This is a genomic window from Streptomyces musisoli (assembly GCF_016741855.1).
GTDB classification, from domain to species: domain Bacteria; phylum Actinomycetota; class Actinomycetes; order Streptomycetales; family Streptomycetaceae; genus Streptomyces; species Streptomyces musisoli.
This window is the reverse complement of record NZ_JAERRH010000037.1, coordinates 15,195-32,746: the sequence shown is the minus strand read 5'-3', so window position 1 is coordinate 32,746 and position 17,552 is coordinate 15,195. Positions and strand designations below refer to the sequence as shown.

4 protein-coding genes are annotated in these 17,552 nt (G+C 72.3%); 3 read left to right on the top strand and 1 reads right to left on the bottom strand.

The window, feature by feature from the left end; translation table 11 throughout:
- Nucleotides 1–151: 151 nt before the first annotated feature.
- On the top strand, nt 152–1,342 hold the full coding sequence (locus tag JK361_RS38585) for an acetyl-CoA C-acetyltransferase (RefSeq protein WP_201827420.1): 1,191 nt from the start codon (nt 152–154) through the stop codon (nt 1,340–1,342).
- A 484-nt stretch (nt 1,343–1,826) separates the two neighbouring features.
- Here JK361_RS38585 and JK361_RS38580 read toward each other — a convergent pair whose 3' ends face one another.
- Nucleotides 1,827–3,296 carry an MFS transporter gene (locus tag JK361_RS38580; protein WP_201827418.1) on the bottom strand — a complete coding sequence of 490 codons (1,470 nt, stop codon included), beginning with the start codon at nt 3,294–3,296 and terminating at the stop codon, nt 1,827–1,829.
- A gap of 641 nt (nt 3,297–3,937) precedes the next feature.
- Between JK361_RS38580 and JK361_RS38575 the strand changes: the two genes are divergently transcribed.
- On the top strand, nt 3,938–16,168 hold the full coding sequence (locus JK361_RS38575; protein ID WP_201827416.1) for a polyketide synthase: 12,231 nt from the start codon (nt 3,938–3,940) through the stop codon (nt 16,166–16,168).
- A complete protein-coding gene (locus tag JK361_RS38570; RefSeq protein WP_201827414.1) occupies nt 16,165–17,508 on the top strand; it encodes a hypothetical protein in 1,344 nt (447 codons plus the stop codon). Before JK361_RS38575 ends, JK361_RS38570 begins: the two co-directional genes overlap by 4 nt.
- Nucleotides 17,509–17,552 lie beyond the last annotated feature (44 nt).

Sequence of the window (17,552 nt, the reverse complement as noted above, 5' to 3'; positions counted from 1 at the left end):
CGGACGCGATACGCCGCAGGCGGCCGGCCAAGCCGCCCGGAACCGGACCGAACCTCCGTCCGGCTGTGCCGCCGCTCACACCGCCGAACCTCCAACTCGTGGGTAATGTAGCCGTGTTGTGGACCACAACTTCTCACCCACGGAGGACGTCGTGTCCGGATCCGTCATCCTGGCCGGGGCCCGTACCCCCACCGGTCGCCTGCTCGGGGCTCTGAAGGACTTCTCCGGAGTCGAACTCGGGGGCATCGCGATCAAGGCGGCCCTGGAGAAGGCGGGGGTGGCGCCCGAGCTCGTGGAGTACACGATCATGGGGCAGGTGCTCACCGCGGGCGCCGGCCAGATCCCGGCCCGTCAGGCCGCGGTGGCCGCCGGCATCCCGATGAGCGTCCCGGCGCTGACCGTCAACAAGGTGTGCCTCTCCGGGCTCGACGCGATCGCGCTGGCCGACCAGCTGATCAGGGCCGGCGAGTTCGACCTGGTCGTGGCGGGCGGTCAGGAGTCCATGACGCAGGCACCGCACCTGCTTCCCAAGTCGCGCGCGGGCTTCAAGGCCGGCGAGGTACCGCTGATCGACCACATGGTCCACGACGGCCTGTTCTGCCCCTTCGACCAGGTGGGCATGGGCGTCTCGACCGAGAAGTACAACAGCCGCTACGCCGGGCTGACCCGGGAGAAGCAGGACGCCTTCGCCGCGGCCTCGCACCAGCGGGCCGCCGCCGCGGCGGCCGCCGGGCGGTTCGCCGAGGAGATGGCGCCGGTGACGGTTCCCCAGCGCAAGGGCGACCCGGTGGTGTGCGACACCGACGAGGGCGTGCGTCCCGACACCACGACCGAGGTCCTGGCGAAGCTGCGTCCCGTGTACAGCGCCGACGGCACCATCACGGCGGGGACGGCGTCGCAGATCTCCGACGGTGCCGCGGCCGTGGTGGTGGCGAGCAAGGCCAAGGCCGAGGAGCTGGGCCTGCCCTGGATCGCCGAGATCGGCGCGCACGGCGTGGTGGCCGGCCCGGACGGAAGCCTGCACGAGCAGCCGTCGAACGCGATCAGGGCGGCGCTGGCCAAGGCCAAGCTGGAGCCGTCCGACCTGGACCTGGTGGAGATCAACGAGGCGTTCTCCGCCGTCGGCATCGTCTCCACCGAACAGCTGGGCATCAGCCCGGACATCGTGAACGTCGACGGCGGGGCCATCGCGCTCGGCCACCCGATCGGCGCCTCCGGCGCCCGGCTCGTCGTCCACCTGGCCTACGAGCTGCGCCGCCGCGGCGGCGGTCTCGGGGCGGCGGCGCTGTGCGGCGGCGGCGGACAGGGCGACGCCCTGCTGATCCGCGTACCGTCCGCCTGATGCCCGCCTGACATCCGCCTGACGGCCGCTCTGAGCGACGCGGCCGGGAGCCGGAAGAACGACACGGTCCCCTGGGGGCGGCACATGGTGACCGCCGCCCCCAGGGGACCGTCCGCAATCCGCAGCCCGCAATCCGCGCAGCCCGGTGGGCCGCAATCCGCAGCCCGCGGGGCCCGGTCGGCCGCAACCCGCAACCCGCAGCCGGCGGAGCCCGGTCGGCCGCAGCCCGCAGCCGGCGCAGCCCGGTGGGCCGCAATCCAACCCGCAATCCGCGCAGCCCGGTGGGCCGCAATCCGTGGCCCGCAGCCGCCGCATGGTGGTCCGTAGCCCGGCAGCCCGCAGCCCGCAGTCCGTGCAAGCCGCAGCCCGGCGGGCCGGGAGATCAGGCACCGGCCGGTCACCGGGCACCGGCCGGTCACCCCAGGCGCCGGCGGTCACCGGTCGCGCCGGTCACCGGTCGCGCGGGTTCACCGGTCGCCGGGGTTCACTGGGTGGGCGTGGCCTGGTCCTGGGACGTCTGCGCTGGCGCCGCGGCCGTCGCCGCGGGCCTGGGCCGCAGCACGGTGAGCATCGTGCACACCACGGCCGCGCACAGCACGTTGACGGCCATCGCGGCGACGTAGACGTGGTGGAAGGACGTGATGCCGCCGGGGTTCGCGCCCGAGGCCATGATCGAGGCGAATCCGGCGACGCCGACCGCACCGCCGACCTGCCGCACCGTCAGGGTCATGCCGAGGCCGCCCGCGAACTTGAGCGGGGGCACCGTCCCGGCCGCCAGCGACGACAGGCAGGTGATGGCCAGACCGAGGCCGCCGCCGCCGAGGATCGCGGCCGGCAGCCAGCCGCCCAGGAAGTTGGGCGTGGAACCGAAGAGGTCGGACGCCCAGATGGCGTTGCTGCCCGTGAAGGACAGCGCGCCCAGGACCGTCACCTTCACCTGGGTCGCCGGCCGGGTCAGCCGTCCGGCGGCCAGCGAGCCGGCCATCGAGGAGACGGCTCCCACGCTCAGGGCGCCGGCCGTCTTCAGCACCGACCAGTGCCAGATGTCGGCGGCGAACAGCGGGGCGGCCAGCATCCACGCGAACATCGTCATGTTGAGCAGGCCGAGGCCCAGGTTGGCGGTCCGGAAGACGGGACTGCGCCACACCGACATCTCCAGGGCCGGCGCCGGATGCGTACGCGAACGCAGCACGGTCACGACGACGAGCGCCAGCCCGGACACCCCGAGTCCGATGGTGCGAACGTCCGCCCAGCCCCAGGTGTCCGCCTCGGTGAGCGCGCTCACCACCCCGCCGATGCCCAGGGCGAGCGCGATGCTGCCCACCGCGTCCGGCAGCCGGTCCCCGGTGCCGCGCAGTGCATGCCTCGGCAGCACCACCACGGCGGCGACCAGCATCGCACCGCACAGCGGGAGGTTGATGTAGAACACCGAGCGCCAGCCGAAGGCGTCCAGCAGCAGCCCGCCCGCGGCCGGTCCGATCACGGCGGAGAAGCCCGCCACCGCGGACCAGGTGCCGATCGCCCGGGCGATGCGCTCGCGCGGTGTCGTGGCGAGGATCAGGCCGAGCGCGGCGGGGATCATGCCGCCGGCCGCCGCACCCTGCACGACCCGTGCCGCGATGAGCCACCAGATGGACGGCGCCACGGCGCAGACGAGCGAGGCGGCGGTGAAGGCCGCCAGGGACCAGACGAAGACGGTGCGCCGGCCGACGCTGTCGGCGATCCTTCCGGCGGGCGTGAGCACGGCCGCCAGCAGGATCGTGTAGCCGCTGAGGACCCACGTCATGGTGTTGAGCGACGTGCCCGGGAAATCGTCCAGGATGTCCGGGAAGGCGATGCTGATGATCGAGAGGTCGAGGAAGGCCATGAAGCTCGCGCCGCTGCACAGTGCGAGGACGCGGGCCGGGTTGGCCTTCTCCGTCGTGCGTTTGCGCTCGGCCGACTCCTCGGGCATGCCGGTCCCCTCAGCTCGTGTGTGCGTCGTCGAAACTCGCCTGTGGTGCAACTCGGTGCATGGGAAGGCTGGTTGAAGAACCACAACCGAAGCAAGTGTGCCCGCCCCCCGATGACGGTGCGTCAAAGTACGTGACTAGTACATGTGATGACAATCACTCGACATTAGCCCGAAGATCGCCGCCATGCCTTGCGGTGCCTCCCGCGGCAGGCCAATGTTGGGTCGGGGCATCCGGGGGGAGGAACCGGCGTGCGGCGGGGAGACTTCGACTCCATCGCACGTCAGCGCACCTTCACAGCCAGGTACTTCTGCACGTCTGCACGGCAGCGACTCTGCACGACAGCACTTCCGTAACACGGCGGTTCAGCACTTCGGCAGTTCAGCATTCCGGCGTACTTGCACGTCAATCCTGCACAGCGCGGACCACTCACGGCGCAGCCGCTCGCGGCACCGCCCGTGAGGCGGACGCCGCTCGATCTCGGGGGGATCGGCACGGGTGTACGGGGGGACCAGCCCCGTGCGCACGCTTGGATCCGGCACCTGGAGGCCCTCACGGGGCTGCCCGGGTGCCGTTGCCTCTGCCCCGGGGACGAACGACGCCCCACCGGACGCGCCGCGGGTGATCACGGGGAGGCATGGCGATGACTTCTTTGAGTTCCGTCCTGATCGGCGGCGGGAGCGTACTCGCTCGCTGCGGTGAGGTACTCGTGGCGAAAGGGCACCGGATCTCAGCCGTGGTGACCGGTGACGCCACCGCCCGGTCCTGGGCGGTCAAGGCGGGCATCCCGCACCACGAACTCGCCGAGGCCGTGGCGCTCGCCCCGCAGCTGTCCTGCGACCTCCTGCTGAGCGTCGGCAACTACGCGGTGGTGCCCGAGGCGCTGCTGGGCTGCGCGACACGGGCCGCCGTCAACTACCACTACGGCCCCCTCCCGCAGTACTCGGGCCTGCACACGCCGTCCTGGGCCATCGCGGACGGGGCGCGGGAGTACGGCATCACCTGGCACCGCATGGCCCAGGTGGTCGACGGCGGCGAGGTACTGGGCCGGGTACCGGTGGCGATCGGACCCGAGGACACCGCGCTGTCCCTGGGACTGAAGTGCGACGACGCAGCCGTCGCCAGCCTGGCCGGACTGATCGACGAGATCGCGGAGGGCCGCGAGACCGCCACCCCCCAGGACCCCGCGACACGCCGCTACTTCTCGCGGCACACCCAGTTCGCCGCCGAGGGACTGATCGACTGGAGCCTTCCGGCCGAGCGCATCGCCGCCATGGTCCGGGCCACCGACTACGGCCCGTTCGCGAGCCCGCTGGTGTGGCCCAAGGCCAGCCTCGACGGTCACTTCTACGCCGTCCGCGAAGCCCGCCACCAGGCCGCCGCGCAGGACGCCGCCGCGCCCGGCACGGTCCTGTCCTGCGACGACGCCTCGGGCCTGCGGGTGGCCACGGGCGCCGGAAGCGTCACCCTGACCCGGATCAGCACCCTGGAGGGCGAGGAACGGCCCGCCGGCGCCGTCGCGGCGGCCCACGGCATCCGGCCCGGCACCGTCCTGGACGTCCCCGGCGAGGACGCGGGCGCGCGCCTGACCGAAGCCGGCGTCCAGGCCTCCAAGGCCGCGAGCCGCTGGCGCGAACGCCTGATCGGCTGCGGCGACCACCCCTACCGCCTGCCCCACCCGCAGCCCCGCCCGGACCTCGACGCGGCCGGCGGCCGGCCGGCGGACCCCGTCCTCGTGCGCTGCCACGTCCCGTCCCCAGACGGCGCCGACGCCACGGACGCCTCCGCGGCGGCCGCCGCCCACCTGGCCGGTGCGCTGGGCATCTTCCTGAGCCGGGCGAGCGGCCGGCCGCAGCTCCACCTCGCGATGACGGCCCCCCGCGACGGCGTCGACGCCGCGCACCGGGACCTGTTCGCCGCCTGGCTGCCCCTGCCGTGCCGCATCGACGCCGACGCGACGATCTCCCAGAACCTGCGGGCGGTACGGCGCGAGTTCACCCGAGGGCAGGAGCGGGGCTGGCTGCGCCGCGACGCCGTCGGCCGTGACGAGGCGCTGCGGGAACGCTTCCGCAGCGGCGCCCTGACACCGGACGTGCTGATCTCCTGGGGGCCCCGCGACACCGCCGGCCCCGCCGGCGAGGACGGCCACCGTCCGAGGCTGGAACTCCACGTCCGGCACGACGGCGCCGAGGACGGCGCGCTCGTCGCCTTCCACCACGACGCCGCGCGCCTGTCCACCCGGGACGTCACCCGGCTGGCCGACCAGTTCGCCGCCTGGTGCCGCCGTCTGCCCGCCGCCGGCGAGCAGCCTGCGGCCGCCGCCGACCTCCTCACCACCGACGAACGCGCCCACCTCGTCGAAGAGTTCAACGAGAGCGCCGGCGCCGCCGCGGACCTCCCCGCGCAGAGCCTGCACCGGCTCTTCGAGCAGGCCGCGCGCGACCACGCCGAGGACACCGCACTGCTCTGCGCGGACACCGGCCTGACCTACGCCGCCCTCAACGCCCGCGCCAACCGGCTCGCCCACGCGCTGACCGGCCGGGGAGTGGGCCGGGGCGACCTGGTCGGCGTGGCCCTGGACCGCTCGATCGACCTCGTCGTGGCCCTGCTGGCGGTCATGAAGACGGGCGCCGCCTATGTGCCCGTCGACCCCAGGTTCCCGGCCGACCGCATCCGCCGGATGATCGACGACGCCGACCCCAGGCTCATCGTCACCCCCGCCGCCGTGCCCGCGTCCCTCGCCGCCTGGGACACCCGCTGCGTGAACGTCGACCTGGCCGCCGAACCGGACACCGACGGCGACCTCGCGGTCGAGGTGGACGCCGACGACCTGGCCTACGTCATCTACACCTCGGGCTCGACCGGCCGCCCCAAGGGCGTCGAGATCACCCACGGCGCCCTGGGCAACTTCCTGACCGCCATGCGCGAACGCCCGGGCTGCACCGCCGGCGACCGGCTGCTGGCGGTCACCACCGTGTCCTTCGACATCTCCGTGCTGGAGCTGTTCCTGCCCCTGCTCTGCGGCGCGACCACGGTCATCGCCCAGGCCCAGGAGACCATGGACGCCAAGGCCCTGAGCGCGCTGATCGAACGCCATGCGATCACCATGATGCAGGGCACCCCCGCCACCTGGCAGCTGCTGCTGGACGGAGGCTGGCAGGGCACCCCCACCCTGGAAAAGATCCTGTGCGGCGGCGAGGCCCTCTCCCGCGACCTGGCGGACCGGCTGCTCGCCGTCCGGGCCCCGGCCACGGTGTGGAACATGTACGGCCCCACCGAGACCACCGTGTGGTCCACGGTCTGGCAGGTCACCGGCCGCGCCGAGCACGACGGCATCCTCGTCGGCAGCCCGATCGACCGCACCCAGGTCTACGTCCTCGACGAGAACCTGGCACCGGTACCGCTCGGCTTCCCCGGCGAACTGTGTATCGGCGGCGCCGGAGTGGCCCGCGGCTACCGCAACGACCCCGAGCAGACCCGGCTGCGCTTCGCCGACAACCCCTTCCACCCCGGCACCCTCTACCGCACCGGCGACCTGGCCCGCTTCGACGGACCCGGCAGGCTGACGCTGCTGGGACGCAACGACCGCCAGGTCAAACTGCGCGGCCACCGCATCGAGCCCGCCGACGTCGAGGCGGCCCTCGCCCGCCACGAGTCGGTCCGCCGCGCCGTGGTGGTCGGCCGGGACGAACAACTGGTCGCCTACTGCGTCCGCGACACGGCCCCGGCCGGTGACACGGCCCCCACCCCGGCGGACCAGAGCACCGCCCTGGCCGAGTGGGCCGCCGCCTGGGACCGCGCCTACGAAGCCGGCACCGACACCGCGTCCCCCGACACCGCCGCCGAGCCCGCCGACGCCACCTTCAACCTGGCCGGCTGGCGCAACAGCTACGACGGCCTGCCCTTCTCAGCCGGCGAGATGCGCGACTGGCAGCGCGGCTCCGTGCGGCGCATCCTCTCCCACGCCCCGGAGAACGTCTTCGAGATCGGCTCCGGCAGCGGCCTGATGCTGTTCAGCCTGGCACCGCACTGCCGCACCTACCACGCCGTGGACGCCTCCGCCGCAGCCGTCGACATGACCCGCCGGCACCTGGCCTCCCTGCCGCACGTGACCTGCGAACAGCGCACCGCCCACGACCTGCCCGACGTGGCCGAGGGCACCTTCGACACCGTCGTCGTCAACTCCGTAACCCAGTACTTCCCCAGCGTCGACTACCTGACCTCCGTCCTGAAGTGGGCGACCAGGGCGGTCACCCGGGGCCGGGTCTTCCTCGGCGACGTACGCGACCTGTCGCTGCTGGACGTCTTCCACGCCGACGTCGCCGACTTCCGCGCGGACGCAGAGACCCTCACCGCCGAGGAACTGGCCCGCCGCACCGAACGCGGGATACGCACCGAACGCGAACTGGCCGTCAGCCGCGACTACTTCGCCCACCTGCCGCAACTGTTCCCGCAGATCACCCGCGTCGACATCACCCTGCGCGACGGCCGCTACGTCAACGAGATGACGCGCTACCGCTACGACGTCACCCTCCACATCGGCGAGACGACCGGGCCCGCCACCCCCGCGGCGGAGAAGGACTGGCAGGCCGACGGCCTCGACCTGGCCGCGCTGAGCGACGAGCTGGGCTCGGTCGCCGACCGCCCGCTCCGCCTCAACGGCATCCCCAACGGCCGGCTGGGCGAGGTGTGCGCCCGCACCGCCGCCGCCCTGGAAACCCTGGGCACGCACACCTCCACGGCGCCCACCTCCTGGATCGACCCCGCCGACCTCGCCGACCTCGCCCACGAAGCCGGCCTCGAACTGGCGCTGCTGCCCAGCCGCTCCGGCGACACCTGGCGCTGCGACGCCCTGTTCTGGCGGCCCGGCCAGACGCCCGACCTCAGCCCGCACCCCGCCCCCGCACCGGACGGCGACGCCCTCACCCGGTACGCCAACACCCCCGCGGTCGGCGATGCGCCCACGACCCCCCTGCACCGCGTGCTGCGCCCCTGGCTGGCCGAGCGGCTGCCGGAGTACATGGTGCCCGCGTTCATCGTGGAGCTGGACGAACTCCCGCTGACCCCGAACGGCAAGATCGACGAGAACGCGCTGCCGGACCCCGTCGTCGAGGTCGACGCCACCGCCAAGCCCGCCACCGAGCTGGAGCGGGACATCGTGGCCATCTGGTCGGAGGTCCTCGGCCACGACCGGATCGGCGTCAACCAGAACTTCTTCGAGATCGGCGGCAACTCGCTGCGCGTCGTCCGCGTCCAGACACGACTGGAAGAACTGCTGGGACGCCCCGTCTTCGGCGCCAAACTCTTCGAGCACTTCACCGTCAAGACCCTGGCCGCCTACCTGGCCGGCGACACCACGACCAGCCGGACGATCGTGCCCGACCGCCGCCGCGCCGAACACGACGAGCCCATCGCCATCATCGGCATGGCCTGCCGCCTGCCCGGCGACGCCAACACCCCCGAGGAATACTGGGAACTGCTGGAGCGCGGCGGCGACGGAATCATCGAGGTCCCCAAGGACCGCTGGGACGCCGAAGCCCTCTACAACCCCGACCCGGAGGTACCCGGCACCTCGTACTGCAGCCGGGGCGGCTTCGTCACCCCCATCGACCTCTTCGACGCCCCCTTCTTCGGCATCTCGCCGCGCGAGGCCCGCTCCCTGGACCCCATGCAGCGCATGGTCCTGGAGACCACCTGGGAGGCGTTCGAACGCGCCGGCTACACCCTGGACCAGCTGCGCGGCAGCCAGACCGGCGCGTTCATCGGCGTCGGCAAGAGCTCGGCCTACCACGAGTACGGCCTCACCATGGCCGGCGGACTGAGCGACCTCGACGGCTACGTCGGCCCCGGCTCCGCGGGCGGCACCATGTCCGGCCGGGTCTCGTACGTCTTCGGCCTGGAGGGCCCGACCCTCACCCTGGACACCGCCTGCTCCTCCTCCCTGGTCACCACCCACCTGGCCTGCAACGCGCTGCGCAACGGCGAATGCGACCTCGCGGTGTCGGCCGGCGTGAGCCTGATGCTCACCCCCGAACTGCACGTCGAGTTCAGCCGCCTGCGCGGCATGTCCGCCGACGGCCGCTGCCGGTCCTTCTCCTCCGACACCGACGGCACCGGCTGGAGCGAGGGATCCGCCGCGGTCGTCCTCAAGCGGCTCTCCGACGCCCAGCGCGACGGCGACCCCATCCTGGCCGTGCTGCGCGGCACCGCCGTCAACCACGACGGCCACGCCGCCAGCCTCACCACGCCCAGCGGCCCCGCCCAGCAGCGGGTCATCCGCGCCGCCCTGGCCGCCTCCGCACTCCAGCCGGACGACATCGACTACCTGGAGGCACACGGCACCGGCACCAAGCTGGGCGACCCCATCGAGGGCACCGCACTCGCCGAAGTCTTCGGCGGCAGCCACTCGGGCGAGACACCGCTGTGGGTCGGCTCGGCCAAGTCCAACCTCGGCCACACCCAGGCCGCCGCCGGCCTGGCCGGCGTCATGAAGGTCGTGCTGGCCATGCACAACGACACGCTCCCCAGGACCCTGCACGTCGCCGAACCCACCCCCGCCGTGGACTGGAACGGCGCCGGCATGGCGCTGGTCCGGGAACAGCGCCCGTGGCCGGTCAAGGACGTGCCGCGCCGCGCGGGCGTCAGCTCCTTCGGCATCGGCGGCACCAACGCCCACGTCATCGTCGAGGAGCCGCCGCGGCCCACCGCGAAGAACACCGACGACGACGCGCCCGCACCCCTGCCGCCCACCGTGCCGTTCGTCATCTCCGGCTACACCGACGCCGCCCTGCGCCGGCAGGTGGAGAACCTGCACCTGCACATGGGCATGAACATCCAGGACCGCCTGGGCGACGTGGCCCGCTCCCTGGCGACCACCCGCAGCCACTTCCGCCGCCGGCTGGTGCTCCCCGTCAAGGACAAGGCCGAACTCCTCGACAAGCTGGCCTCCTTCGCCCGCACCGGGGAACTGCCCGCGGAGTCGGTGCGCACCGGCAACCACACCGACGATCCCCGCCTGGCCCTGCTCTTCACCGGCCAGGGCAGCCAGCTCGTGGGCATGGGCAAGGACGTCTACGACGTCTACCCCGTCTTCCGCGAGGCCCTCGACGAGGCCGCCGCCCGCTTCACCGAGCTGGAAAAGCCCCTCCTGCAGGTGATGTGGGCCGACCCGGACAGCGAGGACGCGGCCCTGCTGAACCGCACCGACTTCACCCAGCCCGCCCTGTTCGCCCTCCAGGTCGCGCTGTGGCGGCTGTGGGAGAGCTGGGGCGTGCGCCCCGAGCTGCTGCTCGGCCACAGCATCGGCGAACTCGCCGCCGCCCACGTCGCCGGAATGTTCGACCTGGACGACGCCTGCCGGCTCGTCGCGGCCCGCGGCCGGCTGATGCAGGCCCTGCCCGCCCGCGGCGCCATGGTGTCACTCGAAGCCGACGGCGCGGAGGCGGAAGCCGCCATCGACACCCTCGCCCTGCGCGGCAAGCTGGACGTCGCCGGACTCAACACGCCCACACAGACCGTGCTCTCGGGCGACACCGACGCCGTCGAGGCGATCACCGCCCACTTCACCCAGCAGGGCCGCAAGGCCAAGCGGCTGACGGTGTCCCACGCCTTCCACTCGCACCACATGGACGCCATGCTCGACCCGTTCCGGGCCGTCGCACAGACCGTCCGTTTCCGCCCCGCGACGATCCCCCTCGTCAGCAGCCTCACCGGCGAACTCGCCGTACCCGGCGAACTGGAGGACCCCGGCTACTGGGTCCGCCAGGTACGCCACGCGGTCCGCTTCAGCGACGGCATGGCAGTCCTGCACCGCGAGGGCGCCAACACCTTCCTGGAACTCGGCCCGCAGCCCGTGCTGTCCGGCCTGGGCGCATCCTGCCTGGCCGACGAGCAGCAGCTGTCCTGGGTGCCGTCCTCGGTCTCGGGCAAGAACGGCGCCTCGGTCATCCAGCACGCCCTGGCCGAACTGCACGTGCGAGGCGTCCTTGTCGACTGGGACGGCTACTTCGCCCCCTTCGGCGGCGAGCGGGTGGCCCTGCCGACGTACGCCTTCCAGCGCGAGCGGTTCTGGTTCGAGCCGCCGCTGACCCGCGAGGTCGGCGCCGGCCTGAACGCCACCGGCCACGCCCTCCTGGGCGGCGGCGTGGAGATCGCCGGCACCGGCCTGTCGCTGTACACCAACGTGGTGGCGGCGGACCAGCCGGTGTGGGTGCAGGACCACCGCGTGATGGACGCCGTCCTGATGCCGGGCACCGCGTTCTTCGAGGCCATGCGGGCCGCGGGCGACGCCGCCCACGAAGGCGAGTGGGACCTGTCGGACGTCGTCATCGCCTCGCCGCTGGTCCTCGCCTCCGGCGTACCGGTACGGATGCAGGTCACCGTGGGCCCGGCGACCGGCGAGATACGCCCCGTCCAGGTCTACAGCGCACCCGAGGGCGAGGACGGCGCCTGGCAGCTGCACGCCGAGGGCCGGATCACACCCGCCGACCCCACCGCCGCAGTCGCCGCGGTGACCGTACCGCCCCGGGCCGCCGAACCCCTCGACGCATCCGCGCTCTACCGCGACCTGGACGCCCTCGGCTACGGCTACGGCCCGACCTTCCAGGGCATCAAGGAAGCCTGGCACGTGGACGGCGAGGTGTGGGCCAGGGCCGCGCTGCCGGAGAGCGCAGAGCAGTCCGCCGCCGGCTACGTCCTGCACCCGGCCCTGCTGGACTCGGCCATGCACTCGCTGCTGCTCACCCAGCGGCTGCAGAACCGGACCGGCGACGACCTCTTCGTGCCGTTCGAGGCCGAACGCCTGTCACTGCGGGTCAAGGGCCTGTCGCAGATCTGGGTCCGGGTCGCCGACTTCGAGCTGGGCGACGGAGAGTTCTGGGCCTCGCTCGACATCCACGACAGCGACGGCACCCACGTCGGCCGCCTGCACCGCCTGCACGCACGGCGGGTGGACCGGGCGGTGCTGCGCCGCCTGGCCGCGGCCGGGGTGGACCGCTTCCAGTTCGACGTCAACTGGCGCCACGCCGACACCGACCACGTCGAGATGGGCGGCTCCTGGGGCATGATGACCCCGGCCGGGGACGTGCCCTGGGCACGGGAGGTCAAGACCCTCCTGGCCCGGGCCGGCATCCAGGTGATCAAGGTCCGCGACCTCGAGGACGCCGAGGACCTGGACGGCCTGGTCTGCCTGTGGGACTGCGACGCGACCGCGCCGGCCCAGGCCCACACCTTCGCCGCCACGGCCCTGCAACAGCTCCAGGAAGCGGCCGGCACGCAGTTCCGCACCCCGCTGGTCTGGGTCACCCGCCACGCGGTGGGCACCGGCGCCGACGACATGGTCTCCCAACTGGGCGCCGCACCGCTGTGGGGCCTGATGCGCACCGCCCGCAACGAGCACCCCGAACTGAGCCTGCGCCTGATCGACCTCGGCGAACAGGAGGCGGACCGCCGCCTGCTGCCCGCCGCGCTGATGCTGGAGACCGAACCGGAGTGCGCGCTGCGCCACGGCGAGGTGCTGGTGCCGCAACTGCTGCGGGTCGGCTCCGCCCAGGACCTGGAACTGCCCGCCGAGGGCCGCTGGCAGCTGGAGATCGCCGCCAAGGGCCGCCTGGACGAGCCGCTGAACGTCAAGCCCCTGCCCGAGCGGGCCCTCGCACCGGGCGAGATCCGCGCCGAGGTACGGGCCGCTGGAGTGAACTTCCTCGACGTGCTCAACGCCCTGGGCATGGTGGAGATCCCCGCGTTCGGCCTGGAGTTCGCCGGCGTCGTCACCGAGGTCGGCGCCAGCGTCGACCAGGTGAAGGCCGGCGACGCCGTACTGGGCCTGGCCCGCGGCTCCTTCGCCTCCGAGGTCGTCACGGACGCGCGCCAGGTGGTGCGCATGCCCGAGCACCTCAGCTTCGAGGAAGCCGCCACCATCCCGATGACCTTCCTCACCGCCTGGTACGGCCTGCACGAACTGGGCTCCCTGCAAGCGGGCGAACGGGTACTGATCCACGCCGCGGCCGGCGGCGTGGGCATGGCGGCGGTACAGCTGGCACAACTGGCCGGCGCCGAGGTCTACGGCACCGCCAGCGAGCCCAAGTGGCCCGCCCTGCGGGAACTCGGCCTGGACGACGCCCACCTCGCCTCCTCCCGCGACCTGGGCTTCGTCGAACACTTCGGCCGGGCCGCCGACGGCACAGAGCCCGGCCAGGCCTTCGACGTCGTACTCAACTCCCTGGCCACCGAGTTCATCGACGCCAGCCTGGGCATGCTGGGCAGCGGCGGACGGTTCCTGGAGATGGGCAAGATCGATGTGCGCGAACAGGCCGCCATCGACCAGAGCCACCCGGGCGTGACCTACACCGTCTACAACCTGCCCGAGGCCGGCCCCGACCTCATCCAGCGGATGCTGGTCTCCATCGCCGAGCTGTTCACCCAGGGCAAGCTGGCACCGCTGCCACTGCGGGCCTTCCCCATGACCCACACCTCCGACGGCCTGCGCTTCATCGCCCAGGCACGGCACGTCGGCAAGGTGGTCCTCCTGCCCGCACGGCAGCAGCAGTTCATCCACCCGGACGGCGCCGTCCTCGTCTCCGGCGGCGCCGGCGACCTCGGCCGCCGCGTCGCCAGGTGGCTCGCCGGCACCCACGGCGTACGCGACCTGGTGCTGGCCTCCCGCCGCGGCATGGACACCCCCGGCGCGGCGGCACTGGTGGACGAGCTGGCCGAACTGGGCGCCACGGCCACCGTGGTCGCCTGCGACACCGCCGACCGCGACGACGTCACCGCGGTGATGGCCCTGTTCGGCCCGCACCGCCCGCTGCGCGGCGTGGTCCACGCGGCCGGTGTGCTGGACGACGGCGCACTGACGGCCCTGACACCCGAGCGGTTCGACGCCGTCCTCCTGCCCAAGGTGGACGGCGCCTGGCACCTGCACGAGCTGACCTTGGACATGGAGCTGGACTTCTTCATGATGTTCTCCTCCATCGCGAGCGTCATGGGCGCACCCGGCCAGGGCAACTACGCCGCCGCCAACGCCTTCCTGGACGCACTCGCCCACCTGCGCCGCGCCAAGGGCCTGCCGGCCACCTCGGTGGCCTTCGGCCCCTGGGAAGGCGACGGCATGGCCGCCGGACTCAGCGAGTTCGACCGGGCCCGCTTCGCCCAGCTCGGCCTGGACCGGCTGGCACCCGACGAGGGCCTGGAACTCTTCGAACTCGCCGTCACCAGCGGCCGCGCACTGACGATGGCCGCCGCCCTGGACCTCAACCGCGTACAGCACTACTACGAGAACCGCGGCGGCATACCGCCGCTGTTCCGCGCACTGCTCAGCGCCAACGCCGGCAGCCGCTCCCGGGCCGGCGGCACGGACCTGCGCAAGCTGCTGGGCGAGGCCGCGCCGCAGGAGTACCCGGCCGTGGTGCTGGGCGTGGTCCGCGAGGAGGTCGCCAAGACCCTGGGCTTCGCCACACCGGAGGCCGTGGACGTCAACGTGCCGCTCCAGGACATCGGCATCGACTCGCTGACCGCCGTGCTGATGCGCAACCAGCTCGCGGACCTCACCGGACTCGCCCTGCCCGCGAAGATCGCCTTCGACCACCCCAACCTCACCTCCCTCGGCGACTTCCTGCTGGAGAAGCTGCTGGAGGCAGGGCTGGACACGGCACCCGCAGCCGCCACCGGCACGGCGGCCCCCGCGGCCCCCGAGGCGGCCGGCACCGCGGGCGTGGACCTGTCCACGGCCCGCAAGGGCTGCCTCCACCCCGACCTGCGCTTCGCCAACGCCACCGCGGCACCGGTCCGCCCGGAGGCGGTCTTCGTCACCGGCGCCACCGGATTCGTCGGCGCCTACCTGCTGCACGAACTGCTCGCCTCCGAGGTGGTCGCCTACTGCCTGGTCCGGGCCGACGACGCCCGCCAGGCCATGGAACGCCTGGTCGCCGGCCTCGACGGCTACGGCCTGTGGAAGCAGGAGTTCGCGCCGCTGCTGAACCCGGTGGTGGGCGACCTCACCCGGCCGCTGTTCGGCCTGGACGAGGAGAGCTTCGACGAACTGGCCGACCAGGTCGACGCCATCTGCCACTCCGGCGCCCTGGTGGACTGGATGCGGCCGCTGGAGGACTACATCGGCCCCAACGTGGTCGGCACCCACGAGGCGCTGCGCCTGGCCTCGCGCGGCCGCGGCAAGGCGTTCCACTTCGTGTCCACCTTCGCCACACTGCCCAAGTACCTGGGCTACGAAGTCACCGAGAACGACCGGGAGTACGGCTACCTCACCTCCAAGTGGCAGGCGGAGCAGATGGTGGCCGCCGCCCGCTGGCGCGGCGCGAAGGCGTCGACGTACCGGCTGCCGTTCGTGGGCGCCTCCACCCGCACCGGCCACTTCCGCCTCGACCGCGGCGACTTCCTGCACAACCTGATCACCGGCAGCCTCCAGATGGGCAGCTTCCCGTCGCTGGCCGCCGACCTCACCGCGGTCCTGCCGGTCGACTACCTGTGCCACACCATCGCCGAGGCGATGACCGGCGACCTGACCCGCATCGGCCAGGACTACGACTTCGTCAACTCCCAGGCCCCAACCTTCGACCGCTTCTTCGAGATGGTCGGCGCCGCCGCCGGCGGCGGCGCGCAGATCGTGCCCTTCGACGAATGGCGGCAGCAGGCACTGGCGTTCGCCGCCACACACCCGGCGAGCCCCCTGGCCCGCATCGCCGCCCTGGTGGACGGCCTGACGGCCGAGGGCCTGGCGGACATGTTCGCCGCGCTCCCCGTGGGCGGCGCCGTCTTCGGCGCCGAGGACTACCCCTCCCCGCCCGTCGACGAGGAATTCGTCCGCACCTATGTAGAGCGCATCAACACTTCGGACCGAGCGGAGGACACGACGTCATGAGCGACGCGATCCAGGCGGCAGACGCGACGGTGGACGACGACGCCACGGTCACCGGCACCTACCAGAAGACCGGCACCTTCCTGCACACCTCGGCGGCCGTACACGCCGAACAGCTCTCCCCGGTACTGGACAAGTACCAGGTGGACAAGGAGGAGATGGAGTCCCGGCTGCCTCCGCACCGGGCACTGAACACCAGCTGCTTCGAGCCCGAGCCGCACCCCACCCACGTCGTCCGGATGAACCTGGACGACGACCTCGCGGACAACCTGGCACGCCAGCTGCGCTGCCAGGCGGTGATCCAGGAGAGCTTCGCCGCCGCCTCGATCGGCAGCTACTTCCCGGTCTCCACCATGTTCGAGAACTGCGTGCTGTTCGTGCCCTCGGCCAAGCGCTTCTACGACCTGAACCAGGACATCGTCCACGAGCACTTCCCCGAGGTCGAGACCGCGGTGGTCAACGCCTTCATCGTGCCGGCCGAGAAACGGCCCTACGGCACCCACGCGGCCAGCTCGATCGCCCTTCAGATCCCGTCGCTGGTGAAGAAGCAGCTCGGTTTCCCCACCGAGTACCGCAGCTTCCACACCGCGCTGACCCCGACGCCGCTGAGCCGGCAGCCCTTCGTCATCTTCGAAGAGGCCGAACTGGAAGCCCCCAACCTCCCGTACGTCTACGAGAAGATGCTGGAGCACGGCCTCGCGGGCGAGGAGAAGGAAGCCGTCGACAAGGCGCTGTACCTCTTCCTGGAAGGAAAGCTGTCCGAGATCGACCTGCCCTCGGTACGGGACTTCCTCATGGCGATGTACTGGGCGAAGACGTACGCCGACAGGCCCTCGCCCGGCTACTACTGCGACAGCCGGGTGGGCGACGCACTCGTCTTCGACAACTACCGGGCACACGCCGACAGCACCCTGCCCCGGACCACCAAGGACCGCCTCACCATCGACCTGCGCTGCTTCAACAAGGTGCACTACCCCAAGGGCATGACCAGCGGCCTGGACTTCATCGTCGACCCGGACGAGCGCGCCCACCAGATCAGGCGCAAGTGGGCGTCGATCGAGTTCCTCCTGGCCACCCTCGGCTACGAGAGCGTCGACGAGTTCCTGCGCCTGGTGTTCGGCGGCACCCGCAGCGCCGCGGACATCGACCCGTTCGGCCTGATGACCGACCTCCAGTTCGGCATCTACAACAAGTCCGAGTACCACCTGCTGGACCAGAACCTCGACGACCACTACGAGCGGGTCGAGGCCCTGTACGACCGCATCGCCAAGGAAGGGGAGTACGTCCTGCCGGAGCGGGCCAGGCAGTGCCTGGCCGCCCTGAGCGAGCAGCCCGGCACCTGACGGACCGGGGGACACCCCCCGAAGCGAGCCACCGACACCGATCG